At 59.7% G+C, this 26085-nt stretch carries 23 protein-coding genes and 1 pseudogene; 9 read left to right on the forward strand and 15 right to left on the reverse strand.

What is annotated here, in order from left to right; genetic code table 11:
- Positions 1-86: 86 nt before the first annotated feature.
- Genes ASC90_RS02590 through ASC90_RS02610 form a run of 5 tightly spaced genes read right to left on the reverse strand, consistent with a single transcriptional unit; the run spans position 87 to position 4990 of the window.
- A complete protein-coding gene (locus ASC90_RS02590; RefSeq protein WP_056535007.1) occupies positions 87-854 on the reverse strand; it encodes an ABC transporter permease in 768 nt (255 codons plus the stop codon).
- A gap of 2 nt (positions 855-856) precedes the next feature.
- Positions 857-1678 carry an ABC transporter permease gene (locus tag ASC90_RS02595; protein ID WP_082519774.1) on the reverse strand — a complete coding sequence of 274 codons (822 nt, stop codon included), beginning with the start codon at positions 1676-1678 and terminating at the stop codon, positions 857-859.
- Positions 1679-1701: 23 nt separating this feature from the next.
- The gene (locus ASC90_RS02600; protein ID WP_056535009.1) at positions 1702-2778 is read right to left on the reverse strand and encodes an ABC transporter substrate-binding protein; all 1077 of its coding nucleotides are present in this window, start codon (positions 2776-2778) and stop codon (positions 1702-1704) included.
- A gap of 18 nt (positions 2779-2796) precedes the next feature.
- A complete protein-coding gene (locus ASC90_RS02605) occupies positions 2797-3630 on the reverse strand; it encodes an ABC transporter ATP-binding protein (protein WP_056535011.1) in 834 nt (277 codons plus the stop codon).
- A gap of 7 nt (positions 3631-3637) precedes the next feature.
- Positions 3638-4990, reverse strand: coding sequence for an LLM class flavin-dependent oxidoreductase (locus ASC90_RS02610; RefSeq protein WP_056535013.1), 1353 nt, complete (start codon positions 4988-4990; stop codon positions 3638-3640).
- Positions 4991-5159: 169 nt separating this feature from the next.
- Here ASC90_RS02610 and ASC90_RS02615 point away from each other — a divergent pair, with 169 nt between their 5' ends.
- Positions 5160-6005, forward strand: coding sequence for an NADPH-dependent oxidoreductase (locus ASC90_RS02615; RefSeq protein ID WP_056535015.1), 846 nt, complete (start codon positions 5160-5162; stop codon positions 6003-6005).
- Positions 6006-6061: 56 nt separating this feature from the next.
- Entirely contained in the window at positions 6062-7132 is a 1071-nt protein-coding gene (locus ASC90_RS02620; protein ID WP_056535017.1) for an LLM class flavin-dependent oxidoreductase, read from the forward strand.
- A 669-nt stretch (positions 7133-7801) separates the two neighbouring features.
- Here the strand turns inward: ASC90_RS02620 and ASC90_RS02625 are convergent.
- From ASC90_RS02625 to ASC90_RS02650, 6 genes are read right to left on the reverse strand one after another with little or no spacing between them, the layout of a single operon-like run.
- Positions 7802-8674, reverse strand: coding sequence for a MurR/RpiR family transcriptional regulator (locus ASC90_RS02625; RefSeq protein WP_056535019.1), 873 nt, complete (start codon positions 8672-8674; stop codon positions 7802-7804).
- Complete coding sequence (locus tag ASC90_RS02630; RefSeq protein ID WP_056535021.1) at positions 8671-9738, reverse strand: ABC transporter ATP-binding protein; 1068 nt, start codon at positions 9736-9738, stop codon at positions 8671-8673. Before ASC90_RS02630 ends, ASC90_RS02625 begins: the two co-directional genes overlap by 4 nt.
- Positions 9735-10484: a glycerophosphodiester phosphodiesterase family protein gene (locus ASC90_RS02635; protein WP_056535023.1), complete on the reverse strand. Its 750-nt coding sequence runs from the start codon at positions 10482-10484 to the stop codon at positions 9735-9737. Before ASC90_RS02635 ends, ASC90_RS02630 begins: the two co-directional genes overlap by 4 nt.
- 16 nt (positions 10485-10500) lie before the next feature.
- On the reverse strand, positions 10501-11310 hold the full coding sequence (locus ASC90_RS02640; protein WP_056535025.1) for a carbohydrate ABC transporter permease: 810 nt from the start codon (positions 11308-11310) through the stop codon (positions 10501-10503).
- Positions 11300-12169 carry a sugar ABC transporter permease gene (locus tag ASC90_RS02645; RefSeq protein WP_056535027.1) on the reverse strand — a complete coding sequence of 290 codons (870 nt, stop codon included), beginning with the start codon at positions 12167-12169 and terminating at the stop codon, positions 11300-11302. The genes ASC90_RS02640 and ASC90_RS02645 overlap by 11 nt, the downstream gene beginning before the upstream one ends.
- A gap of 56 nt (positions 12170-12225) precedes the next feature.
- A complete protein-coding gene (locus ASC90_RS02650; RefSeq protein WP_056535029.1) occupies positions 12226-13485 on the reverse strand; it encodes an ABC transporter substrate-binding protein in 1260 nt (419 codons plus the stop codon).
- A 361-nt stretch (positions 13486-13846) separates the two neighbouring features.
- Here ASC90_RS02650 and ASC90_RS29585 point away from each other — a divergent pair.
- Positions 13847-14124, forward strand: a pseudogene (locus ASC90_RS29585) (transposase); the annotation flags it as partial.
- A 490-nt stretch (positions 14125-14614) separates the two neighbouring features.
- Positions 14615-14818, forward strand: coding sequence for a hypothetical protein (locus ASC90_RS02660; protein ID WP_056535031.1), 204 nt, complete (start codon positions 14615-14617; stop codon positions 14816-14818).
- Between the two features lie 61 nt (positions 14819-14879).
- Here ASC90_RS02660 and ASC90_RS02665 read toward each other — a convergent pair whose 3' ends face one another.
- The 4 genes from ASC90_RS02665 to ASC90_RS02680 form a co-directional block, all read right to left on the reverse strand.
- Entirely contained in the window at positions 14880-15515 is a 636-nt protein-coding gene (locus ASC90_RS02665) for an NrsF family protein (RefSeq protein ID WP_056535033.1), read from the reverse strand.
- On the reverse strand, positions 15502-16068 hold the full coding sequence (locus tag ASC90_RS02670; protein WP_056535035.1) for a sigma-70 family RNA polymerase sigma factor: 567 nt from the start codon (positions 16066-16068) through the stop codon (positions 15502-15504). Before ASC90_RS02670 ends, ASC90_RS02665 begins: the two co-directional genes overlap by 14 nt.
- Positions 16069-16254: 186 nt before the next feature.
- On the reverse strand, positions 16255-16590 hold the full coding sequence (locus ASC90_RS02675; protein ID WP_056535037.1) for a hypothetical protein: 336 nt from the start codon (positions 16588-16590) through the stop codon (positions 16255-16257).
- A 117-nt stretch (positions 16591-16707) separates the two neighbouring features.
- On the reverse strand, positions 16708-18297 hold the full coding sequence (locus tag ASC90_RS02680; RefSeq protein WP_056535039.1) for a GumC family protein: 1590 nt from the start codon (positions 18295-18297) through the stop codon (positions 16708-16710).
- A 177-nt stretch (positions 18298-18474) separates the two neighbouring features.
- Here ASC90_RS02680 and ASC90_RS02685 point away from each other — a divergent pair, with 177 nt between their 5' ends.
- The 5 genes from ASC90_RS02685 to ASC90_RS02705 all read left to right on the forward strand — a co-directional run bounded on the left by ASC90_RS02685 (position 18475) and on the right by ASC90_RS02705 (position 25918).
- Positions 18475-19506, forward strand: coding sequence for a glycoside hydrolase family 5 protein (locus ASC90_RS02685; protein ID WP_244480286.1), 1032 nt, complete (start codon positions 18475-18477; stop codon positions 19504-19506).
- A 1-nt stretch (position 19507) separates the two neighbouring features.
- On the forward strand, positions 19508-20773 hold the full coding sequence (locus ASC90_RS02690; protein WP_244480279.1) for a hypothetical protein: 1266 nt from the start codon (positions 19508-19510) through the stop codon (positions 20771-20773).
- A gap of 79 nt (positions 20774-20852) precedes the next feature.
- Positions 20853-21857, forward strand: a complete 1005-nt coding sequence (locus tag ASC90_RS02695; protein WP_056535043.1) for an acyltransferase — start codon at positions 20853-20855, stop codon at positions 21855-21857.
- Between the two features lie 129 nt (positions 21858-21986).
- Positions 21987-22871 carry a formyltetrahydrofolate deformylase gene (purU, locus tag ASC90_RS02700; protein ID WP_056535045.1) on the forward strand — a complete coding sequence of 295 codons (885 nt, stop codon included), beginning with the start codon at positions 21987-21989 and terminating at the stop codon, positions 22869-22871.
- Between the two features lie 119 nt (positions 22872-22990).
- The gene (locus ASC90_RS02705; RefSeq protein ID WP_056535047.1) at positions 22991-25918 is read left to right on the forward strand and encodes an aminotransferase; all 2928 of its coding nucleotides are present in this window, start codon (positions 22991-22993) and stop codon (positions 25916-25918) included.
- The last annotated feature ends 167 nt before the right edge of the window (positions 25919-26085 follow it).

Raw genomic sequence — 26085 nt, forward strand, 5'->3', positions numbered from 1 at the left:
AGCCGCCTGCCGCCGCTGCGGGAGGCGCCCGGCAAACCGCCGACACCGTGCCCCGATCGATTACCATAACGCGGTGACCGCAGCCGTCACTCCCGCCAACGCAGTAACCGGCGCTCGGCGACGCTGGCGAGCCGGTTGAACGTGAAGCCGACAAGGCCGAGTATGATGACGCCGACCATAACGAGGGCCATATCGAAGCGCTCTCGGCCCGCGATGACAAGACCGCCGATGCCAGGGCCGACGGCCAGGAAATACTCCGCGCCGACAGTTGCCAGCCAAGAATAGATCAGGCCAAGGTGAATGCCGGTGGCAATCGAGGGGAGTGCGACCGGGAGATAGATGCGGCTGATCCTCTGCCAGGAGTTGAAACGAAGTGCGCGGCCGACTTCGACCAATTCGCGAGGCGCGTCCCGAATGCCATCGTAGGTGTTTAGCGCAATCGGAATGAATGCGGCGAGCGCAACAAACACGATCTTCGCCTGTTCGCCGAATCCGAACCAGACCGAGATCAGCGGTATCCATGCGAGCAGCGAGATCTGCTTTATGCCATTGAAGGTCGGCATCACGAGCCGGTCGGCAATCCTGACCACGGCAAGCAGCGTCCCGAAACTGATGCCAAATGCGGCGCCGATCAGAAATCCTGCGATGTTGCGTAGCAGGCTCGCGCCCAGTTCACCGGCCAATCCGTTGTCGATGATCTCGTGCTTTGCCGTCATTATAACGTCCTCGATCGGCGGAAGGAAACGGATATCGACCAGACCAAAGCGGCTTGATGCTTCCCATAGGACCAGAAGTAGCAGCGGCAGCGTCAGGCCCCTACGGATGCGGACGGCGGTTGATGTCTGTTCTGTCACCGTCAGTCCTCCACCTGTCGCTTCCAACGCCGGATCAGCACCTCGGAAGCTCCCAGTCCCCGATCCATTGCAAAGCCGATAATGCCGATGACGAGCATCGCGATGATCACGGTATCCAGCCAGAACATCTGGCGGCCCCAGACCAGCAGATATCCCAACCCTTCAGAGGAGGCCAATAGCTCGACGCCGACGAGCGACGTCCACGCATGCGTCAATCCATAGCGGATGCCGGTAAAAATCGATGGCACCGCACTCGGGAGAATGATCAGGCGCAGCGTCTGCCAGCGGCTGAACCGCAGCGCCCTGCCGACTTCCAGATACTTGCCGGGAACGCTGCGAATGCCCGAAAACGTGTTGAGCGTGACCGGCACAAGCGCGCCCTTGGCGATAATGATGATCTTCAAGGTCTCCTCGATACCGACGAGGAGCATGAGCAACGGGATCCAGCCAAGGGTTGGAATCTGGGCAAATGCAAGGAAGATTGGCTTTAAGTAGTCCTCAAAGCGCCGGGACAGGCCCATGGCGATTCCGAGGATCATGCCGAGAGCGGCACCGATCGCAAAGCCGATCACGACACGGCGCAAGCTGACACCGGCATGATAAAACAGTTCACCCGTCGAAATCATCTGACGTCCGGTATCAACGACGTAGGCGGGTGGCGGAAGGATCTGTTCCGGCAGCCAGCCGCATGCCGACGCGATCCACCAAAGTGCGATGAGAGCGACCGGGAAGAGGAACGCCTCTCCCCGGAGCACCCAGCGAATGACTGCGTGCGACCAAGTCCGCCGCCGCACTTGTCCTTCGAACTCCAAGCTGATCGCCATGCCAGGTCTTCCAATCTGCCAGATCAGGACGCCACCGGCTTGCCGTCGGCGCCGTAGGCCTGCCAGGAATTCTTCAGGCCAAGGCGTTCGATCGCACTGTTGAGATAGCGTGGCTCGAACCAGCCCTTGAGATCGACATCGCGGCGGATAAGACCATATTCTTTGCTCTTGGCGCCCTGCTCCGTATATTGGGAGACGAGCAGATCATCGATCAGCGGCGAGTTGCGGTAGGCGAGTGTGTCGCCCTTAAAATATTCCTCGAGAATTGGGATGGCAGTGCCCGATTTGTGCCAGAGCTCGAAGAGCGCAGCGCGGTTCGGCTCGTCCGACGACCATTTTGCCGCCTTGACGAAGGCGTCGACGACACGCTGGGTGATTTCGGGATGCGCATCGATAAACGCTTCGCGGCCGATGATACCTGCATTGCGGCCGAAGCGGGGATCGTCGCCCTTGGTCGTATAGATGACATCAGCAGCGCCCTTTGCGGCGAGATTGATGAGCTGCGTGTCGCCAAAGGCTGCATCGATATCCTTGCTGGTCAATGCGGCGACGGTTCCTGCGCTATCGAGATTGATCACCTGGACGTCACGTTCGCTTAGCCCATGGGTTTCCAGGATCTTGATCGCCGCGAGATGGCCGTTGGTCCCACGCTGCAAAGCGATCTTGCGGCCTTTCAGGTCCTCGACCGATTTGATGCCCGAACCCTTGGCGACTGCCAGATAGAGCGGTTTTCTCGCGCCGCTCGCCAGCAGATATTTGGTCTTCAGGCCAGTGGCCCGGCCGATCAGCGCCGGCAGATCACCCTGATATGCGAAGTCTAGCTGGTTGTTGGCAAAACCTTCGTTGACTGCCGGACCCGCGCCCTTGAAGAAGGTCCACTCGATCTTGACGTTCGGGTCGTTGGCAAATTCCTTCTCCAGGAATTCGCCGGCGCGTGCCGTGGCTGCCGATGTACCTTCCGAATAGGGCCGGTTGTCGACGCCGATTGCCGCGTAGCCAACATGGATGACAAGGGGATCCTCAGCTCGAGCGGGCGTTGATACCGCCGCGATCAGAATGGCAAGGCCGGCGGCCAGATGTTTGAACTTTAAGGGCGTCATGATGGTCTCCGTTGATGCTTATCGTGCGATGGCAATTGCAGGCCGCGGGCGAACCTGTTCGGGCATTTGGGCTGGACGCGAGACCGGGGTGCCGGCTTCGCCGGTCGCGTGAAGGCTCGTGAGCACGCGGTCCCGAACCGCTGCGGTTTCTGCGGAGGTTCGTCTGCGTGGCCGTTCCAGCGTGACGGGAACGATCTCGCGCACGCGACCCGGCCGGGGCGACATGACAACAACCCTGTCCCCGAGATAGACCGCCTCTTCCACGTCATGGGTGACGAGTACCATGGTGACGCCTTCCTTGGCCCAGATCTCCTGAAGTTCGTCCTGAAGCCTCGCCTTGGTGATAGCGTCGAGCGCGCCGAACGGTTCATCCAGGAGAAGGACATTCGGGCGACTGACCAGTCCGCGGGCGATGCCAGCGCGTTGCGCCATGCCACCAGACAGTTGATGCGGATAGACAGTGGCAAAGCCGCCGAGCCCGACGAGTTCGAGATGCTCGCGTACGAGTTCGGCTTTGCGAGCCTTTACAAGCTTGGTGTTAAGCAGGCCGAGTGCGACGTTCTGCTCCACCGTCAGCCAGGGGAAGAGGCGAGGCTCCTGAAAGACGATGCCGCGGTTGAGACTTGGCTCGCTAACATCAGCGCCAGCGTGGCGGATCTGGCCGGCAGTTGCGGCATCGAGACCGGCAAGCAGCCGCAGTAGCGTCGATTTTCCACAGCCGCTTGCGCCGACGATCGTAACGAATTCGCCTTTTGCAACGTCGACGCTGACATCGTCGAGTGCCGTCAGCGTATCGGTTCCTATCTTGAAACGGCGCGTGACATGGTCGGCTTGAAGGTGGGAGATGCTCATAATGATCCTACTCGGCTGCAAGAGGGGCTGTGGCCGGATGTTGGGGAACACGAAGCCCCAGATTCTGGCGAAGCGTCTTTCCTTCGTATTCGGTGCGGAATAGGCCCCGGCGGCGCAACTCCGGCAACACGAGATCGACGAAATCACGAAGGCCGGCAGGCAGATGTGCAGGCATGACGTTGAAGCCGTCAGCCGCTCCACCGATGAACCAGTGCTGCATTTCGTCGACGATCTGGGCCGGCGTTCCAACGATCTGCCGGTGTCCGCGTGCACCGGCGATCCGAAGATAAAGCTGTCGGATGGTCAGATTTTCGCGATATGCGAGGTCGAGCAGCAGGCGTTGGCGGCTTTTGCTGGCGTTGGTTTCCGGCAAAGCCGGGACTGGTCCATCGATGGGATAGGTAGAGAGATCGACGCCGCCGGTCATACCGCTCAGCAGCGAGAGGCCGACAACAGGGTGGATCAGCTCCTGAATTTCTTCGAATTTCTCTTCGGCTTCGGCCGTCGTCCGACCGACAACCGGGAAAATGCCGGGCATGACCTTCAGGTCTTCAGGATCTCGGCCGTACTTGCCGAAGCGGCCCTTGAGATCGGCATAGAAGGCCCGGGCATCCTCGAATGTCTGGTGGGCGGTGAACACCACTTCCGCAGTGCGCGCCGCGAGTTCCTTGCCGGGTTCGGACGAGCCTGCCTGGACGAGGACTGGTTGCCCCTGAGGTGAGCGTGCGACATTGAGCGGCCCGCGGACCTTGAAGAACGTGCCTTTATGATTGAGGACATGCTGTTTGGCGGGATCGAAGTAGAGCCCCTTTTGCTTGTCGCGCGGAAAGGCTCCCTCCTCCCAGGTGTTCCAAAGACCGGTTACGACATCGGCAAATTCCTCGGCGCGTTCGTAACGCTCGCCGTGGGCATAATGTTCATCACGGCCGAAATTGTGCGCCTCGTGCTCGCTTGACGACGTGACCAGGTTCCACCCTGCCCTTCCGCCGCTGATATGGTCGAGGGAGGCAAACTTACGGGCGATATGGTAGGGTTCATTGTAAGACGTCGATGCGGTCGCGACGAAGCCGATATTTCGCGTTACCGCCGCCAGTGCCGACAGAAGCGTGATCGGCTCAAACTGGGCAACATACCGGGTGGCCGTTCGGCTCAGAGCGTCGATATCCGTTCCTCGCGTGCCGACCCCATCGGCCATGAAGATAAGATCGAACTTGCCACGCTCGGCGAGCTGCGCCAGCTCAACGTAATGTGCGAAGTTGGAACCTGCGTCCGCCTGGGCATCCGGATGACGCCAGGCGGCGATATGGTGTCCGGTCGGGTAGAGAAACGCGCCGAGCCTGAGTTGGGATCTTTCGCCCATTTCGATCTCCGTTCGAAGGAACGGTCAGGGTAGATCAAGAAAATAAAAGCTATAGAAAAGATATTCTATTTCGCACACCTTCAAGGAACTTTTGTAGTTGGAAAGTGCCTGCTCCAGCGGGCATGTTTCCCGTCCACACTGTGATCCGTGCATTGCCAAGGAGATACGAATGACTTTGTCCGCGCCCAGCACGCCGGAAAAAGACAGACTGACTGCATTGGCGGCGAGCCGGTATCGCAACGGTCAAAAGCTGTCCGCAAGCTGGAACGAGGCGCTGGATGCAATCCTCAGTCATCGCAGCGTTCGCAGCTACCTTCCGCAATCTGTGCCCGACAATATAATCGAAATCGCGGTCGCGGCGGGACAATCGGCACCAACTTCATCGAACCTTCAGGCGTGGAGCGTGATCGCCGTCGAGGACAAGGATCTTCAGGACAGGCTGAATGCCGTCGCGGGCAACCAGCGTCAAATCACCGAGGCACCGCTTCTTCTGGTCTGGCTTGCCGATCTGGCCCGGTCGCGCGGCATTGCAACGGAGAAGGGCAGGACGGCGGATGGCCTCGATTATCTTGAGAGCTTTCTGCTCGGCGTCATCGATGCCGCGCTAGCTGCACAGAATGCCGTAGTAGCGCTCGAGTCCCTTGGCTTCGGCACCTGTTACATCGGTGCTATCCGCAATGATCCGGAAGCGGTTTCGCGCGAATTGGGGCTGCCTGATGGGGTATTCGCGGTCTTCGGCCTGACTGTCGGATATCCCGATCCCGCCCGGCCAGCAGACGTCAAGCCAAGGCTTTCCCAGCAAGCGGTCTTGCATCGCAATCGCTACGATCCGACGGCACATCGAGCCGCCCTCGTGGACTACAATCACGCGCTCGGCAGCTTTCAGAGAGAGCAGGCGATGCCACCGGCCGACTGGACCGAACAGGTCAGCAGCCGCATTGGCACAGAGACCGCGTTGAAAGGCAGGCACGTCCTTAAGGGCGTCATTCGCAAGCTCGGCTTCACGCTCAAGTAATCCGGTGGCCTTCATGGCGCACGAAACAGCCCATAAATCGATAAGCAGGCAGACGCATGAGCAACACCTCCGAATTCCTCTGGTATATTCCAAACGATGTCAGAGCTGGTCACCGCGGCGATAGCGCGACCCTCGACCACAACAGCCTCGAAACGCTGACGGAGCAAGCCCGCGCACTTGAAGAGCACGGCTGGAAAGGCGCCCTGATCGGCACCGGCTGGGGCCGGCCGGACACGTTTACCGTTGCGGCCGCAGTGGCGGCGCGCACAACGACCTTCGAACCGCTGATCGCAATTCGACCAGGCTATTGGCGGCCCGCGAATTTTGCGTCTGCTGCGGCAACACTAGATCATCTGAGCGGCGGCCGGGTCCGCGTCAACATCGTCTCGGGTCAGGACAATCTTGCCGCCTACGGAGATAGCGAGGGCGATCAGGCACATCGCTACGCCCGCACGAAGGAGTTCATGCGCCTTGTCCGCCGTCTCTGGACCGAAGAAAACGTCACATTCTCGGGCGGCCACTTCAGCGTAGAAGGTTCGACTGTTCAGCCGCGCATCACAGAGAACGGCCACCGCCGCCATCCGAAGCTCTATTTCGGCGGCGCGTCGGACGCGGCCGAAACAGTCGCTGCGACCGAGGCCGACGTCCAGCTTTTCTGGGGCGAGCCGCGCGATGGCGTCAAGGAGCGCATAGAGCGCCTGAAGGCACTGAGCAAGAAGCTTGACCGAGACCTCGCCCCATTGGAGTTCGGCCTCAGGATCACCACCCTCGTCAGAGACACGCGGGAAGAGGCCTGGGCCGATGCCGAGAAGAAAGTTGCGGCGATGGCGGCCGGCCAGGGAGGCACCTGGCAGGACCATCGCTTGACAGTCGCCGTCGGCCAGCGTCGCCTGCTCGAACTCCACGAACGCGGCGATGTACTCGACGACAACCTCTATACCGCGCCGGGAAAATTCGGCGGCGGCGGAGCGGGAACCACCTGGCTCGTCGGCTCGGCCGAAGACGTTGCCTCATCGCTGCGCAAGTACGAGGCGCTTGGCATCACCCATTTTGTTCTCTCGGACACGCCTTATCTCGGGGAAATCAAGCGCCAGGGAGAGCAGCTGCTGCCGCTCATGAGAAAATAGACAGATGCACTGCCGGTTATCCGGTATTCTGTAAGCCAGAGGTTTGTCAAACCGAGATTGCGAGCCGCGCCACGCCGGGCATCATGGATAGAATTGATCACAAGATTCTGACCCAAGGCTAGCTTAACGCAGACATTCACGGTCCCGACCGAACTGGAAGGCGGACCTCCACCGCGCCTTCTTGGCGCCGGGTGCATAAGCTGAGAAAGATAAATCGTCCACCAACGGGTAGCGCTTCCGGCTTCAAATGGGTCAGATTGGCCCAGCGCGTACCAGTCCATATTGAACTCGATGCACCGCTCCCGGTAGAGAACATGCCCAGCCCGCGGGTAAACACGCTCAATGATAACTCCCCGGACTGTGGTATTGTTGCTCTCGTATCGCGCGAAGGTACTTCGGTTGCCATCGACGCCCGGACCGGACTCTCAACTTCCCCGTTATCGACCCTCGCCACACAGATTGGCATGGAGTTATATGATGGGTTATCTAGGTGCGTGCAGGCATATTCTGGAGCTCGGCGAGAGAAAATGACGCCGGTCTCTCAACCATGCCTTTGCCGCGGGATGCGGGATGCGGGAAGTTTAGGGGTTCGAGCGTGTTACGGGAAGCAGCGACATGGGTCGCCGACAAATGGCCGCTGTTGAGTCGGCGCGCCCGGCGCGCCGCCAGTCAGTCATGAAGGCCTGCTCGAAATGACCTGAAACAAGCTAGTGATTGGAGAGACCGACCGTCATCGATGACCGCGAGGTCCAAAATGACGGCGTTTGCCACCGTCATGGGGACGACAAGCGACTGAGACTCGCCTGGCTCGCCCCGCGAAACAACGATTTGGTGGTCAGGCGGGGGCTCTATCCTCGCGGCACTGTCCGTCAGGGCAAGTGTCCTAACGCCCCTCGCGGCGGCGACGTGGCGCACTTCTCGAACGATCGATGGTGAGTTTCGAAAGGCCAAGATCCACAGAACGTCGTCTTTGGAAAGGCCGTGTAACACCTCAGGCAACTGATGCATCGAGCTCCCAATATCGACGGCGTCGTAACCTGATCGGACCAACCTGAGTGCAATGAGCGACGACAGGGCCGAGGAATGTCCGCGCCCTATGATGTAGATGCGACGACGGCAATCACGCAGGCTCTCGGCAAATGCGCGAATGTCGGCGTCGGAAATGCTGGCTCTCAGGCGCTCCAGAGCGGAGATCTCGCTGTCGAGGATGGATGCGAGAAGGCCGCCTTCCTCCGCCCGCACCAAACGGGCCGCCATGCGAGCAGCGGAACTTTCGAAGTCGTTGCCTCCGTCCCGCAAGCTGCTTTGCAGGAACGCCCGGAACTCAGGATAGCCTTTGAAGCCCAGACGCCGGGCAAGCCGGACAGCCGAGGCGGGATGTACGCCCGCGCGAGACGACACGTCCGTTCCGTTTTCCATTGCCGCGCGTATCGGATCACGAATCATGACGTCAAGGAGACGGGTATCGGCTGCGGTTAGTCGCGAGGAATTGCGGTTTATCAGATCGCTCAGCAGCAAGGGCGACGCGAGGGTATCCTTCATGCATGACCCGATGCGGTTGTTGCACGGACCCGATCAGGACCAAATTCCACCCTCTCGCCACTTGCATCGTCGAAGAACAGCACTTGCTCCAGGTCATAGGTGATCCAGACATCTGCTTTTCCCGGCGGAACATCCTTGCGCGGAGCATTCACGGTCAAACGTCCCGCAGGGGTGTCGCAATGCAAAAGGACGTCAGACCCAGTAAGTTCCGAAACGGTGATACGTGCCGGGAAGGCTGGTTGCGACGGCGCGGCCAAGTGAACTGAAAGCATGTCCGGACGGAGGCCTGCCGTCAGACCTGGTACTCCGTCCCAGCCCGGCAACATTGCCGCTGGGAGCAGGTTAATTGGCGGCACTCCGAGAAAGCTCGCCACAAACCTGTTCCGCGGTCGGTCATAGATCACTTCGGGCCGGTCGAATTGCAACAGGTGGCCGTCCTTCATGACAGCTACGCGGTCGGCCAACGACAACGCTTCGGTCTGATCGTGGGTGACATAGACAATTGTCGCTCCGAGTTGACGGTGCAGTTCTTTGATCTCGGTGCGCATCGCTACCCGGAGCGAGTTGTCGAGGTTGGAAAGCGGCTCGTCCATCAAGAATATCGATGCGTTGCGGGCCATCGCACGCCCCATCGCCACGCGCTGGCGCTGACCTCCCGATAGGGCCCCTGGCTTACGGTCGAGGTATGCCTCAAGCTGCAATGCCTCCGCCACGTTTTCGGCCCGCAGATTGCGTTCGCCTTTCTTCATACCGCGTAGTTCCAGACCGAAGGCGATGTTCTCACGCACGGTCATGTGAGGATACAGCGCGTAGTTCTGGAAGATCATCGCGATGTCGCGATCCTGCGGTGCAACGTCATTTGCTATGCGGCCACCGATTTTGATCTCGCCTTCCTCGCAGCGGTCAAGACCGGCCATGAGGCGCAGCAATGTGGATTTGCCGCACCCGGATGGCCCGACGATGACCACAAATTCACCAGGCTTGATGTCCATCGAGACCCCGTGCAGCACCCGTGGACCGTTCGGATAGGACTTGCGAATATCGCGAAGCGAGATGCCACTCATGCCTTGCCTCCGGCATGGAATTCCTCACGCACGGCTATCGCGAGGGAAGGGCGGTCCGTGGTGAACACTTTGGTCCCCAGTTCCAGGGCCTTTTGTATCTGGTCACGCGTATGGGCTGCCCAGCAACCGAAGTGCAGGCCCGCCTCAGTCACGAATTTTGTCAATTCCTTGTCCGCCGTGTCGATATGAACACCGATCTCGGGGATGTCATGCAACTTGCAGAGCTCGACAATGCCCCTTGGACCAATCTGCTTGAGGACCGGAGGGCTTACAAGCCAGAGCAACGGACGGTCGGTGGCCTTAGACAGATCGTCGATCGACTCGACCAGAAATGATGAGAACGTCGTCCGCTCAAGCATCGATTGCCGCTCAAGCAGCGATACGACTTGTCGCACGAATCCCTGGTAAGGGAGGCCGTCGACGCTCGGTTTGATTTCGCATCGTAAGTTGACGTGGCTGTCTGAATAAAGCGCACAGAGCTCATCCAGGGTCAGGGGATGACCGCCTGAGCTGTACTTGATCGTTGCCTGGCGCACCTGGTCCAGTGTCATACTTGCGATCGCGCCGCACATGTCGGTGGTCGCGTCGAGGGTCGCGTCGTGATGGACGACGATATTGCCATCGGACGTCGGATGGACGTCGAATTCGACCTCGTCCAGCCTCATTCTTGCAGTTGCGGCGAATCCTTGTGGCGTGCTGTCGCCGAATTCGAGAGTGCCACCACGATGGGATGCTATGCGCGTCATTTCAGCGTTGTCCTTGTCATTTTACAGCGCCCATGGTGATGCCGCGCACGAGGTGGCGTTCAACCATGAGGAAACCAAGAAGAACCGGGAGGATGGTGATCGTCGACGCCGCCATCACGAGTGGCCAGTCAACGAGGCCCTCGCCTGGATTGATACGATAGAGGCGGGCGAGACCGATCTGGAGGGTGTAGAGGTCTTGCTTGCCGACGGCGACCAGAGGCCAGATGTAGCTGTTCCACTCGGTCATGAAGATGTAGAGCGCCATCGACGCGATCGCCGGACGTGAAAGTGGCACGATGATACGCCAGAGGACCTTCGACGGCGTCGCGCCGTCCATGTAGGCGGCTTCGTCCAATGCTTTCGGGATGCCGCGGATATACTGCCGGAGAAAGAACGCCGCAAAACCGTTCGAGATCGCCGGCAGAATCAGCCCAGCATAGCTGTCGAGCAGGCCAACCTTGGCCAGCGTAAGATAGTTTGGGATGAGGGTGATGTGGCTCGGGATCATCAAGGTGGCGACGGTCGCGGCGAACAGAAAGTTTCCGCCCCGAAAGTTGAACCGCGCGAAGGCATAGGCCGCCATAGTCGCAAGCGTAATGCCGAGAACTGTGACGAGACCAGAGACGATGATGCTGTTGAGCAGGTAGCGCGCAAAGTTGAACTCGCCAAATGCGCGTGTGTAGTTGTCTACCGTGAAGCTCACCCCGCCGCTGTAGACGGCGTCAACCGTTTGGAATGACATCCAGATCGAATAGAGCACTGGCGATAGAAAGAGGACGCCGGCTACGAGCGCGAGGAGGGCAATCAGTGGATTGTCAGGCTTCATAGTGAACCCTCCGGCCGATGATACGAGACTTCAGGAGCGCCAGAGCAATCAGGAGAATGAACAGCAGGACAGCGAGGGCCGAACCCCGTCCGATGTCAAACAGCACGAAACCAATTTCATAGAGAAGGTTGACCAGCATGTCGGTCGACCCGGCGGGTCCACCATGGGTCATCACGTCGACGATGGTGAAGACTTGGAACGCCTCGATCACCGATATCACCAGCAAAAAGTAGGTCGTCGGCATGACCAGCGGCAAGGTGACCCGGCGGAAGACACGCAGCCACTTGCCTCCGTCGATTGCAGCGGCATCGTAGAGCTCCCGTGGAATTGCCTGAAGGCCAGCAATGTAGATGACGACGTCATATCCAAGCTGTTTCCAGGTGTTGACGAAGATAAGCACCCAGAGAGCCAGGTGGGGCTCCTGCAGCCACTGAACCCTGCCGAGACCGATTTTGACCAGGAGGGCGTTGACCATTCCATAGTCGGTCGCGAATACCCAGGAGAAAACAACGCCGATGGAGACGGTCGAGGTCACCGACGGCAGAAACAGTGCGCCGCGAAGAAGTCGTGAGGAAACGTTCTCTCGCGCCAGGAAGCTGGCGATCACGACCGCGAGCCCCAGGCGCAGTGGAACGGAGAGGATGGTGAAGAGCGCGGTGACTCGCAGGGAGTTCCAAAGCTCACTAGACGAGAGCAGTTGCTCGTAGTTGCGCAGGCCGACGAATGGCATGTCGGGGGACAAGAAGTTCCACTGCCTGAAGCTCAGATCCAGACTCATTATGATCGGAATGTACGTAAATACCGCGATGAAGAGCATCAGCGGCGCTACGAATAGATACGGAGTGAGTTTGCGAAACATCGTATGGGAATCGCCCGGCAAGCAGGAAGCATCCTGCTGCCGGACCCTTTGTGAGATCAGTTGCCAGCCCGCTTTTCTTCGTCTCGCGTTTGCTCAGCGAAGTCCTTCATGGTCTCATCGACGCCGCGTTGGCCCAGGGCCATCGCCTCCCACATCTTGTATTCGGTGGAGCGCATCCAGCTGACGACTGTGGTCCTTGCCCGTCCATGCGCTACCGGGAGCGAGTTAATCGCCACATCGATGCCAGGCTGCGTCGCGAGTGCTTGCGTTGCGGCAGGCAATGCGGCACTTTTCTTGTTGATAGGAAGGTAGCCCGTTGCGGCAAACCAGGTCGCGTTCGCTTCCGGAGAAGCGGCGTAGCTGATGAACTTGTAGGCGGCGTCCTGGACCTCCTTCGGAGAGGTTGCAAGGATACCAATTCCAGCACCGCCGATAGGAACCGAGCAGGTCTTGTTGCAAGGCATCGGACGAACGGCCAAAGCATCGCCCAGCGCCTTCTTGGATCCAACGTAGTTGCCAGTCGAGTTCATCATGATGCCGACTTTCTTGGCCAGGAAGGCGTCACCTCCCTTATCTTCGTCGGTCACGCCATCAGGCGATGCAACCTTCTTCTCGTGCACGAGGGATGCCATCCATTGATACGCCTCGATCGTGTTGGGCTTGTCGAGCAGGATCTCACCGGTCTTCGGGTCGACGAGCTCACTGTCATTGGACATGACCACGCCCCAACGGGCGAACTGACCTGGCGCCGCGATCCCGGAGATGCCCTCGGAACCCAGCTTGTCAGTGATCGTCTTGGCAGCGGCGGAAATGTCATCGAAAGTCTTGAGCGGCGTGTCCTCCGAGAGGCCGGCACGCTTGAAGATGTCTTTGTTGAAATAGACGACTGGCGTCGAGGAGTTGAAAGGCACGATGAAGTTCTTGCCGCCGATTACGCCAACTTCCTTCGCGTAGTCGTAGAGATCCTTCTTCAGTGGATCCGCGTCGAAGTATGGGGTGAGGTCTGTCAGCACGTTGTTGTTGGCAAACAAGCCATAGCGCGTGACTTCCAGGATAACCGCGTCCGGTGCGCGTCGTGCTGGAATGGCAGCCTGAAGCTTGGCAACGATATCGTTGTAGTTTCCAACGAACTCAGCCTCGACTTTTACGTCGGGATTTGCCGCCTCGAAATTGCTGATGACCTTGTTCAGGGCTTCCCCGTTCCCCTTGCTGAAGGCGTGCCAGAACTTGACTGTGGTTGCGGCGTCTGCCGCGCTTACCGTGCTTAAAAAAACGGCGACGCCGGCCGCCAGGACCGTCTGCAATTTCCGTGACATTGATTTCTCCTGCTGCAAAACAGATTGCAATGGAGAGCGTCTAGTTGCCACGCACGACAGCCATTTGACCGTTGCGTGAAGTTTCGATGACGGCCCGAAAAAGAGCGACGTCCACGACGCCGGGCCGAATAATGGCGCGATACCGCTCCAAGGATTAGGCTCAGGACCTATTAAATCACTTGTATCGCTTTTCTGTCTTTGATTCATTGGGATCGAATGGAGAGGCTGTTATGAGTGATTTGATGCTTCTGCCGGAGGTGCAGATGCGCCGGATCGGGCCTTGCTTTCCGCTGTCGCACGGTGTGCCACGCATCAATGACCGGCAAATGCCGCTCAGATGCTCGACGCCTTTCCCACCGCCAAGACTTTGCTTGCCGACAAAGGCTATGACGCCGACTGGTTTCGAGACGCCCTTGCCAAGCGCAAGATAACCGCCTGCATTCCCTCAAGGGCCAACCGCAAGGTGGCAATCCCGCATGACCGCGTGCTTTACAAAAAAAACGCCACAAGATCGAGAACATGTTCGGCAGGCTCAAGGACTGGCGTCGCATCCACACCAGATACGAGCAGCACGCGCGTTGGAGCATTGCACATCGACGACAGGCCGCGCATTGCGGCCTGGGCACCATTCCTACTTAGGTTGTTGCTTCCTTGATTGTTCAAGGATTGTCGGCTGTTCGCTGCTACACAGTAGTGGCAAACTTTGGCAATAGGCGTGGCAGGAACGACAGTCCGAGAGAGGTCGATTCTAGTCCGATATAGACGGCAAACTCCTCTTGAACTCCTGCTGGCAGCGATAGGCATTTTTTCCTTCCATTGCCGTCCGATTGGTGCTTAGCTGTCGGCGTTGGGTGCTTACAGATGTTCAAAATGGCGGTGCATCATGGCACTCCTGACATTTTTCTAGATCGGTACAACAAGGTCACCTCAAGGGGTCTGAGAACTGGCGTCCGTCGTCGCTCAGTCACCGATGTCGATATTGGCTGGGGCTGACGGAGCTTTTTGAGACGGCGCATCCTGTGGGACCAAAACGGCTTAGGCATATCGCGGCACTTAACGAGACAAGTAAATACTTCGGCCCGTAGGTGGCCGGCAATATATTGCAGAACAGTTATTGAGGACAAAGACAGTGATTATCGTTCACGTCGCGGTGGCGGCGATTCTTTCCATGGGCATCCCATTTGCCATTGCACGGGAAATTAAACGCAAATGCCGCCTCGAAGGCGACGACCCACGAGGCGGTGACAACCTGCTGATTGTGGGGGCTACCGTCGCGGGGATGTTTGCAGCGGTCCTTTACTTGTCGCGCCATATGACCTTGGACGATATGTGACTTTTGACGATGAGATGGCGCGGCTTAAAACACGCCTGTGTGCGTACTTTTTCTTCGTCGATCACCAGCGCAGATATCGTCGCCCGATGAGGCCGCCGATTGCCGTAACAGCAGCGATGGCGATCATGTACCAGGTTGCCACGAAAAGCGGGCTGTCGTCGGGGCAATGCCAGGCATAGATGGCTGCCGCGAGCGCGCCGGCGGCAAAGCCCGCTGTCGCGCCTGCAAGTGACGGGCGCGCGGGCGCGCCGACTTTCAGCGCCAGGAGAAAGCCTGCAAGCGGTGCAAGCGACAACACCGGGATGAACACCAGGCAAAAGCGCGCGTTATTGCCCACGAGGCTTGTCTCCCACGCACCTGGCGGCACCACTGCAAGTTCCGAGGTTACCGCGGTGACCAACATCGCCAATGGAATGAAAAGAGCCACAACACTGGCTTTCAGCTCGGCACCAGGCCGGCCGATACGGAACACCACGCCACAGGCGGTGATAGCGAGAACGAGCGTAAAGGCGATCTTGAAGAGAACGCGCACTGTTTCGAAAACGCTTGCCATGTTGTGGCGAATGCCGATCGTCGAGAGCAAGATCGAGCCCGAGACGACGACACCGGCCACCAACGCCAAGATCAGTGCCCGTCCCAGCCGCGCGCGGACCGGCGCATCTTCCACCAGCAGGCTGATCAGGTCATTCGTCTTCACGTGTCTCACTCCGGTATAGAGCTGCGAGCGATTTCAAAGCGCGATGAAGCGAAACGCGTACTGCTCCTTCAGTCATATTCAGCCGCTCGGCCGTTTCGCGAACGCCTGCACCGTCAATCGAAATTGACCGGACAATGTCGCGCTGCGGGTCCCTGAGCCTCGCGAGCATGCGCTCTGCGTCGAGCCGATCCAAGGCATCCGTTTGTTCGTCCGCTTCCAGCGTCGCGATAACATCCTCGATCGGGACGTTCACATGCCGTCCGCGGCGGCGCAGGCTGTCAATCAACTTGTTGCGTACAATGGTCGATAGCCAGGGTCCAATCGGGCGCGCCGCATCCCAGGTTCCTCGCTTCAAATGGACCGCAAGCAATACTTCCTGCACCACGTCCTCCGCCTCGCTCGCGGGCGCGCCGAGTTGATCGCAGCGTCTTCGTGCCATGGCGCGCAGATGCGGCGTGACCGCCGCAAGGAAGCGGTGGTACGCCTTCGTGTCGCCCTTAAGGGCGCCGCGCATCCATTCGCTCCACGCCTCTTCACGCTCCGAATACTTCAACGTCAGTACCCTATACGAACAGGCGCACCTCTCTGTTACCGAGGGCTCTGAAATAGCGCCGCAAAGCCTTGGTCGCACGCGTTTTCTCCTGCATTCGCGCGCGCGGCAAGAGCCTCGGCGAAAAAATGTGGAGCGGGGGCAAAAGCACCCCGTCGATCGTTCCATATGAGTGAGGCCGGCTGCGGGTCAGCGGACAGGCTGATAGTGGCCGCGCAAAGGCACTTTCACGCCGCGGCTTTCCAAGCCATCACCGTCGCAGACATAGACAAGCGTCGGTATGCCGCCCGACCGGAAAATCTGGTCATGGCGACGCCGGATCAACTGCGTCTCCGTCCTGCAACGATACTGCTCTTCGTCCTTCGGCTCGGGCTGTGCCCTGACGCCCGGCAAATTCGGGTAGGGGTAGATCAACTGGGGATGCGCTTCGCCGGCGCGTTTCCAATCGGTCGCAAAACTTGCCTCTGGCGCAACGCCGCCGGATGCGAGCGTCAAAACCGTCAGCAAAACCGTTGGAAACCGCATCCTCATCGCCTTGTCGGGGGATCCACTTGTTCGTCCTCATCTTTGGATGTAGGCAGCCAGGAGCACGACATCAAGCGGTCGCACGGCGGTCGAGCATGCTGCTGCGGAGAAGTGGGATCAGACCGGTCGGCGAAGATAGCTTCTGATCACCGGATGGGCGACGAGACCCGCGAGGATCGCGAAGGCGGCACCAGCGGTGAAGCCAGCGAAGAAGCCTCCGATGATCCCGGCGACCAGGATGACTTTCTTGGCGGGACCATCGGCCTTCACCGGCGGCTCTGCTTCGGAGATCAGGCGGGTGTTGCTGCGCACGAGGTTCTGTTCCTCGTTCGTCTGGCCAGAGCGCTTGAGAACGGCTTCATAGATGTCGCGCGCCGCCACGGACTTGCGCTGCAGTTCATTGAGTTCGACCTGCTTGTCGGACGAATTGACCTGAAGCGCCTTTTGGACCGTCAGTTCCCTGGAGACCGCATCCTCTGCCTTCTTTGCCTGATCGTATTCCGCGCGGGCCGACGCTCTCAGGCGTTGCAGTTCTCCCCGGATCTCATCGGCAGTGCTTTGCAGCGACGATCGAGCCGCCTGCAGGCGCGGATGACGGCCGCCCAGCTGGCTTTCAAGGCTACCGACGACCGCCGCCTGGGACGAGTATTGCTGGCGCAGGCTGGCCAGGGCCGTTGAAACGCCGCCTTGATCTCCCTGACCGTTCGCGACGACCTGTTCGAAGCTCAGTCTGGAAGCGGCATCGGCCCGTGTTTTCGCCTGAATCGCCTTGTCTTGCACCGTTACCAGCAATGCGTTCAGCGAAGTCAGGCGCTGGTCCGAGATCAGGCCCTGCTGGGTCGCCGTCAGGTCGTTGTCGGCGCGGTAGGTTTCAACAGCCTGCTCTGCCTCCTGCACCTTGCGGCGAAGGTCGTTGAGGCGGCCGTCGAGCGCACTCGAGGTGCTTTCATAGAGGCCATTCGAGGCGCTGCTCTCTTCTTGAAGAAATGAGGCGACCACCTGATTGGCGAGTTTTGCGGATTTCTCCGGATCTTTCGTCGTGGCCGCGAGAGAAACGACATAGGTGGTCGTCTGTCGCGTGATGACGACAGCCTTTTGCAAAGCGCCGATCACGGCCGCTCCATCGGTTCGGCCGCCTATGAATTCCGGGTCTTCATAGAGGTTCAGTGCTTCCGCGACGCGCCGCAAGACATTCCCCGATGTCAGAATCTGGACCTGGCTGTCGACCAGAGCCGAAACCATGTCGGGTGAGACACCCGATGACGAGGCAGAGGGATCTACCGGGCCAACGTTTCGCGGATCGAAGTAGAGGCTGGCGGTGGCCGTGTATTTTTGCGGAACAAGGGGCGCGACCACGGCACCCGCGAGAGCGCCGACCACGGCGAGACCGAGAACGATCCGGCGGCGGTTCCAGATGGCGGTGACAGCGGTGCCCAGGTCAAGGAGCGGGCCGGCAACTTGAACCGTGGCGGGTTGGACCGGTGTGACCTCGACCAGCGGCTCCGGTTGTTGCGGGCCAGCTTGCGGCGGTGCCGGTGCAGGGGTGTCCGGCGCAAGGGTATCGACAAATTCCGTCCTCGGTCGCGCGAAATCGGCGGGCCGCAAGGCAGGGCTGCGCGCACGCTCGACCTGCGGCGCGGCGTCCTCCGGCTCGTGGCTGCGCCACTGTGGCAGCCGACTGACCCTGTTTCTGTCGATTTGGCTCATGAATTTGCTCTTGCACCCAACCGCATCCGGTCGTGCTGCTCCTGACTTTAGAAATTCTTAGCTAACGGACCGTTAAGCTGGAGCCGACATCCGAACCAGCGGCGACCGTCGCAATCAAAAGCGCTAAGCATGCTCTTTCTGGAAAAATCAAAAGTGCGTCTGGTGGTGCTGCTTGCGATGGCAGCTTGCGCTTACCCGCTTGCCGGCCATGCGTCGCAGAAGGCACCGCTCTGCTACCGGGGGGTCAACCTCTCCGGAGCGGAATACGGCGATCGCACCGGGACATACGGGACCAACTACACCTACCCCACCGAGGCGACCGTCCGATACTTCGCCGCCAAGGGCATGACTGTCATCCGGCTGCCGGTCCGCTGGGAGCATCTGCAGCCCTCTCTCGGCGCCGCGCTCGATGTCGACGAGCTGCAACGCCTGACGGATACCGTCGCCTCGATACGCCATAACGGCATGTCGGCGATCATCGATCCGCACAACTTCGCCTATTACGACAAGACCCGGATCGGCATTCCGCCGGTGACCTCCGTCGCCTTCGCCGAATTCTGGGCTCGGCTGGCGGTCGAATTTGCCAATCAGGACGGTGTGATTTTCGGGCTGATGAATGAACCGCACGACATTCCGGCTACCGACTGGCTGAAGGCGGCAAACGCCGCAATTCGGAGCATCCGCGCTGTCGGCGCCAAAAACCTCATTCTGGTGCCAGGCACCGCATGGAGCGGTGCTTCGAGCTGGCAGGACGACATCATCGGTGGCGCCAACGGCACGGTGATGATGGGTATCCGCGACACGGCCGACAACTACGCCTATGAAGTGCACCAGTATCTGGATACCGACTCGTCGGGAACGCATGCCACCTGCGAGGGCGCAGAAACCGCGATCAACGCCATCGCGGCGATGACCTCCTGGCTCAGGGAAACCAAGAAGCGAGGGTTTCTCGGGGAGTTCGGCGTATCGTCGCACAAGCCCTGCGTCGAAGCCGTCGATACCATTCTCAAGCAGATTTCGGACAACAGCGACGTCTGGTTGGGCTGGTCCTATTGGGCCGCGGGCGATTGGTGGCCGCACGACGAGCCCTTCAATGTGCAGCCGCACGGCGGCGACGAGCGCCCTCAAATGACGATTCTTACCCGCGCGACGGCGGTCGAAGGCACGGCCCCGCCGAGCTGCCTGGCCAGCCCGCAGCCGAGAGGTTGAGATGAAAGCCGGATTGGCCCTGGCCGAAGGTACGGACCTGGCGCGAGACGTTCCCGGAACCCGCAACAGGAGCCAAGTCGCGGTGCAACGGATCGACTATCCCGTTCTGGTACTGGGCCTTCTTTCGGTCCTTTACAACGGTCTGCTTGCCTACATAAATCACAATATTTTTCCGCTCTCGATGACGCATGTCGCGGCCAGCGAGGGCCTCATCATGGCAGGCGCCGTCCTCTATCTTTTGAAAAGGGGGATATACGAGGACGACCTGCCCGGGCTCCTCTTCATGCTCTTCACGCTGGTTGTGACGATCTACGTGAGCGTGCTGAACAGAATGGCGTTCATCGACCATTTCCGCAACGTATTGATTATCTTCTGTTTCGCCGGCCTCGGAAGTTGGAGCAATGAAAGAACGTTGAAGCTGACCTTCCGGATCGCCGCGCTTGCTGTCCTGATCTTCCTGATCTTCGAGATCGTGGATGTGAAATTCTACGTCAGCCTGGTGCATCCATCCGATTATTTCGCCAACACGCGCGGTCTCAAACCCTACAGCTTCAACACGACGGGTCTCTTTCAGAACGCTCTTGGTTTTCCGGGCCGGTTCTCGTTCGGCATCATCGACCACCGCTCTTCGTCGATCTTCCTGGAACAGGTATCGCTTGCCAACTTTTGCGGTGTGATCGCGGTCTATCTCATCTCCATGTGGGACCGGCTGTCGCGATGGGACCGGATGCTGATGATTGCGACATCGCTGCTGATTCTGACCACCAACGACACGCGGACCATGCTGATCTTCAGCCTCGCCTGCATTGCCGGCTACTTCGTGTTTCCGATGATCCCGAAGCTGTTCAGCCTGATGCTGATGCCGCTGATCGTCGCCGCCGGTTTTCTGGTCTACCTGCGGGAGCCGAACGCTACCGGCGATAACTTCACCGGGCGTATCAACCTGACGATGAAGAAGCTGATGGAGATCGATCCCCTGGCGCCGTTGGGCCTATCGGTCGATCGAATCGCAGAGTTTGCCGACAGCGGCTACGTCTATCTGCTCTATGGCGCCACCATCTTCGGCGTGATCGCCTTCTGGCTCTTCGTCTGCCTCTATCCAGCCGGCACGACGCCAGCGCAGCGCCGCGCGGCCCATTCACTTTCTCTTTTCATTTTCCTGAATATGATGATCGGCGGAACGGCAATCTTCTCGATGAAAATTTCCGGGCTTCTCTGGCTTGTGATCGGTTACATGCGTTTCGTGGACAAGCCGCGTGTCGGGTGAGCCGTCGGGACATCGTATTGCGTTAGAGCGCGGCCCATATCAGCGATGGCGCCGCGGTATCGAGGGGAGCGCTGGCTCAATGCTGTTCCAGCTTCAATATCTGCGCGCGATCGCGGCGCTGATGGTGGTCTATTTCCACTCCGTCCTGCAGTTTCAGAAGGTCGATGCGACGTTCGATCCGGCACGCTATACGTTCGGAGAAACAGGCGTCGACATCTTTTTCGTTCTGAGCGGCTTCGTGATGTGGCTAACCACGCAGGGGCGCACCATCTCTCCCGTCGAATTCTATCGCCGACGTATCAAGCGCATCGTTCCGCTCTATTGGCTGGCCACACTGTTTTCGGCCACTGTGGCGTTGCTGGCGCCTTCCATCCTGAAATCCACCGTCTTCGACATTCCGCATTTTTTGGCATCGCTGTTTTTCCTCCCCTGGAGAAATCCAGCGGATCCCACCTTGATTGCACCGATTGTCGTTCCCGGCTGGACTCTGAACTACGAGATGTTCTTCTACCTCGTCTTCGCTCTGTTGCTGCCGGTTCCCGAACGCTGGCGCGTTCCCGCCATGGGCGCGACCTTTGCCGTCATTCTTATCGGTTGTCATATTTTGCCGGCGACAACAGCAACCACCTTCTACGGCGAACCGATCATCCTCGAATTTCTGGCGGGCGTGATTCTCGGCTGGCTATACGCGAATAAAATCCTTCTGCCGCGAAACCTGGCCTGGGCTGCCCTTGCACTCGGAGCGGTATTCCTGCCGTTGAACGAGGCGCTGGTGGGGCCGGCCGGGCGATTCTACGCGTGGGGCATACCCGCCGTTTTCATCGTCTACGGTGCCGTATCGATCGATTTTTCGCGGTTGCCTCTTATCGGCTGGCTGAGCTATCTCGGCGACTGCTCCTACGCCATCTACATCACGCATGCCTTCACGCTGGCGTTTGTCAGAGTCATCAGCGGGCATTTGCCGATCGGCATACTGCACAATCCCGCTTCTTTCGTGGCCATTTGCCTCGTTCTTTCATCTGTCGGCGGGGCGGTGATACACGAGATAACGACGCCGAGGAAAAAGCCGGCCCTCGCCTCGTAGAATGAATCGGTACGGCGGGGATGCGAGTTTCGACGCCGCAAGCGGAACAAGCTTTAGAACGATCTGCCGTAAATTGGACTGATGACGAGAGCAGGCCTTCCGGCGAGCGCCGCAAAAGGGACAAGAAACATGACGAGCTACGTACTGACGGTGACCTGTAAATCGACGCGCGGGATCGTCGCGGCGATTGCGAACTATCTTGCCGACCAGGGCTGCAATATCGTCGACTCGTCGCAGTTCGACGATCTAGACACCGGCCGATTCTTCACCCGCGTCAGCTTCATTTCCGAGGAAGGCGTCAAGCTTTCCGCTCTCAAGGAGGGTTTCAAGCCGATTGCCGGGAGATTTGAGATGGAGGCGGAAATTCATGACGGCACCAGCCGCATGAAGGTCTTGCTGATGGTTTCCCGCTTCGGCCACTGTTTGAACGACCTGCTCTACCGCTGGAAGATCGGCGCGCTGCCGATCGATATCGTCGGCGTGGTTTCCAACCACTTCGAATACCAGAAGGTCGTCGTCAACCACGACATCCCTTTCCACCACATCAAGGTGACAAAGGAAAACAAGCCGCAAGCCGAGGCCCAGATCCTCGACGTGGTCGAGCAGACCGGCACCGAGCTAATCGTGCTTGCCCGCTACATGCAGGTTCTCTCTGACGCCATGTGCAGGAAGATGTCGGGTCGCATCGTCAATATCCATCATTCCTTCCTGCCGAGCTTCAAGGGTGCCAATCCCTACAAGCAGGCCTACGAGCGTGGTGTGAAGCTGATCGGCGCGACAGCGCACTATGTCACCGCCGATCTCGATGAAGGTCCGATCATCGAACAGGACACCGCCCGCATCACCCATGCCCAGAGTGCCGACGACTATGTTTCGATCGGTCGTGATGTCGAAAGCCAGGTTCTGGCGCGCGCCATCCATGCCCACATCCATCACCGTGTCTTCCTGAATGGCAACCGCACGATCGTGTTTCCCGCGAGCCCGGGCAGCTACGCGTCCGAGCGCATGGGGTAATATAGTCCCCACCTCGCAGTACTCCGTCATCGGCAGCAGTGCAGTCGTTCTGCTTGCCGGTAGCAAGGCATCGATTATCTGCTTACTCTGCGAAATCGAATCATGCCGCGGGGGATGCCATGACCGACGATACGCTTGCCGACCGTATGACGCTGCCGCGCCCGGACGTGACAGCGGCGGAAGCAGGCGACATTCTTCAGTCGCGCTACGGTCTGTCCGGAACCATCGAAGACCTCGGCAGCCAACAGGACCGCAACTACCGGGTCGATACCGGCGAGCGGCGCTATGTGCTGAAAATCTGCCACATGGCCTACGAGACGCTGGAGCTGGAGGCGCAGAACGCCGCGATCCAGCATATCAGCGCAAAGGAGGATGCGCCGCGGGTTCCGCGCGTCGTGACGTCGACCGACGGGCAGGACATCGTCGCCGTCACGGTGCGCGACCAGACGTTTCAGGTTCGGGTGCTTGAGTATCTCGAAGGCGAGGGCCTGACCGGGCGCAAGTACCTGCCGGTAGCCTCGGTCTCGGCGCTTGGCGCCCTGTGCGCACGGCTGGCGCAGTCGCTTGCGGACTTCACCCATCCTGGCCTCGATCGCAGCCTGCAATGGGACTTGCGCCGGGCCGGGCCCGTTGCCGTTCAATTGCTTTCCGCAATCACCGACAGCGCCGCGCGCGATCGCATCGCCAAAACCATGGTCGCGGCGGTGCGCCGTATCCAGCCTTTGGCCCCATCGCTTCGCCTGCAGGCGGTGCATCATGATGTGACCGGCGACAACGTCGTCAGCCATCGCGACGCTCAGCGCCGCCTGATACCGGACGGCGTTATCGATTTCGGGGACATCATTCGCGGGTGGCTGGTCGGCGATCTGGCCGTCACCTGCGCATCGCTGCTTCATCAGGCCGATGACGACCCCTTCTACATTCTCCCGGCCGTCGTGGCCTACCACGAGGTCTATCCCCTCCAGGAGGAGGAATTGCGAGCGCTCTGGCCGCTCATCGTCGCACGTGCCGTCATCCTGGTGGCGAGCGGCGAGCAGCAGATTTCCATCGATCCGGAAAACGACTATGTGCGCGACAACCTCGCATTGGAGCGCCGCATATTCGATACTGCCGTGTCCGTACCCTTCGAACTTATGGAAACGGCGATCCTGCGGGCGGTTGGCCTCGAATCGGTGGCCGTCAACATGCAGGACTGGCAACCCCTGCTTCCGGATATCGATCCGGAAACCATCGCCTATGTCGATCTCGGCGTTCAAAGCCCGCATTTTGCCGCCGGCAACTGGTCACAAGCCGATATGGACTGGCGTCTGCTTGCCCGGTCGGCTGCTGAATCCGGCACAGCAGCCACACGCTATGGCGAGTATCGATTGTCCCGCGCCGGTATTCTGAGTGCCAAGCCGTCGGCGACCCATGCGCTGCATGCCGACATTTGCGTGCCTGCGGGCAGCGCCGTTGCCGCTCCCTATGCCGGAAGGATCGATTGGAACAATCACCACCTCGTCCTGGCCGGGGAAGGGGTCAGTCTCCACATCGACGGTCTCGATCTGTCGCTGGAGAATGGCGTCGATGTCGAGCCGGGGCAGGTCATCGGCGCCGTGTCGGGCGAGCCATCATCCCTTGGCGGGCTGAGAGTTCAGCTCTGCACGTTGCAAGGCTTTCAGCCTCCGCTCTTCAGCCCGCCGCATAAAGTGGTGGCGTGGTCGGAGCTTTGCCCATCCCCTGCCGCACTTCTCGGTGCGTCCGTCGAAGCGCCGAAGCCCGGCAGTCCGAAGGTTCTTGCCAATCGCCGCAGTCACCTGGCCGGACCGCAGAAGAATTACTACGACACGCCGCCACAGATGGAGCGCGGCTGGAAAGAACACATGTTCGATGTCGAGGGGCGGGCCTATCTCGACATGGTCAACAACGTCACCGTTCTCGGCCACGGTCATCCTCGCCTGGCGGAGGCGATCAGCGAGCAATGGTTGCGGCTGAATACCAATTCACGTTTTCACTATGCGGCAATCGCCGAGTTTTCGGAGCGATTGGCTGGCCTGGCGCCGGAAGGGCTCGACACGGTTTTCCTGGTCAATAGCGGCTCCGAGGCAAACGACCTCGCGCTGCGTCTTGCCTGGGCACATACCGGCGCCCGCAACACACTCTGCCTGCTGGAGGCCTATCACGGCTGGTCGGTTGCCAGTGATGCGGTCTCGACATCGATCGCCGACAATCCACAGGCGCTGACAACACGGCCCGAATGGGTGCACGCAGTCACATCGCCGAACACCTATCGCGGTGAGTTTCGTGGTCCGGACTCGACGGCCAGATATCTGGAAACGGTCCTGCCGGTCCTGGAAGCGATCGATTTCCGGGACGAGCGCCTTGCCGGTTTCATCGCCGAATCGGTCTACGGCAATGCCGGAGGCATTTCGCTTCCGGATGGTTATCTTGCCGCCGTCTATGCGCAGGTGCGCGCCCGCGGCGGTGTCTGCATCGCGGACGAGGTGCAGGTCGGTTATGGCCGGCTTGGTCACCATTTTTGGGGCTTCGAGCAGCAGGGCGTGGTGCCGGACATCATCACGGTCGCCAAGAGCATGGGCAACGGCCATCCCATCGGCGCCGTGATCACCACGAAAGCCATCGCCGAATCCCTGGAGAAGGAAGGCTATTTCTTCTCCTCCACGGGTGGCAGCCCCGTAAGTTGCGTCGCCGGACTGACGGTCCTCGATATTCTGGCTGACGAAGGCTTGCAGGAGAACGCGCGCAGGGTCGGCGATCACCTGAAGGAGCGCCTCGCAGGGCTGGTGGAGCTCTATCCGATCGCCGGCGCGATCCACGGAATGGGCCTGTACCTGGGCCTCGAATTGGTACGCGACAGAACCACACTGGAGCCAGCAAGGGAGGAGACGTCCGCAATCTGCGATCGCTTGCTCGACCTCGGCGTCATCATGCAGCCGACCGGCGATCACCTCAATGTGTTGAAGATCAAACCGCCGCTTTGCCTGACGGTCGAAAGCGCGGATTTCTTCGTCAGCGCGCTTGAAAAGGTACTTTCCGAGGGCTGGTAGGCACCCGCACCGCCGTTAACCATTTCGGTCATTTCGAGGCCCGGCGCTTTTTAATCAAAAGCGCCATTGCCGGAATCAGCAGGGCTCCCTATGTCTGCTCCGGTGATTGAAGGAGCCGTTTCCGACTGTCACGCGAATTGCACAAAGTCTTGATAAAGGTCTTGCAG

The organism is Rhizobium sp. Root1220, from assembly GCF_001426265.1.
In the GTDB taxonomy this organism is placed as follows: domain Bacteria; phylum Pseudomonadota; class Alphaproteobacteria; order Rhizobiales; family Rhizobiaceae; genus Rhizobium.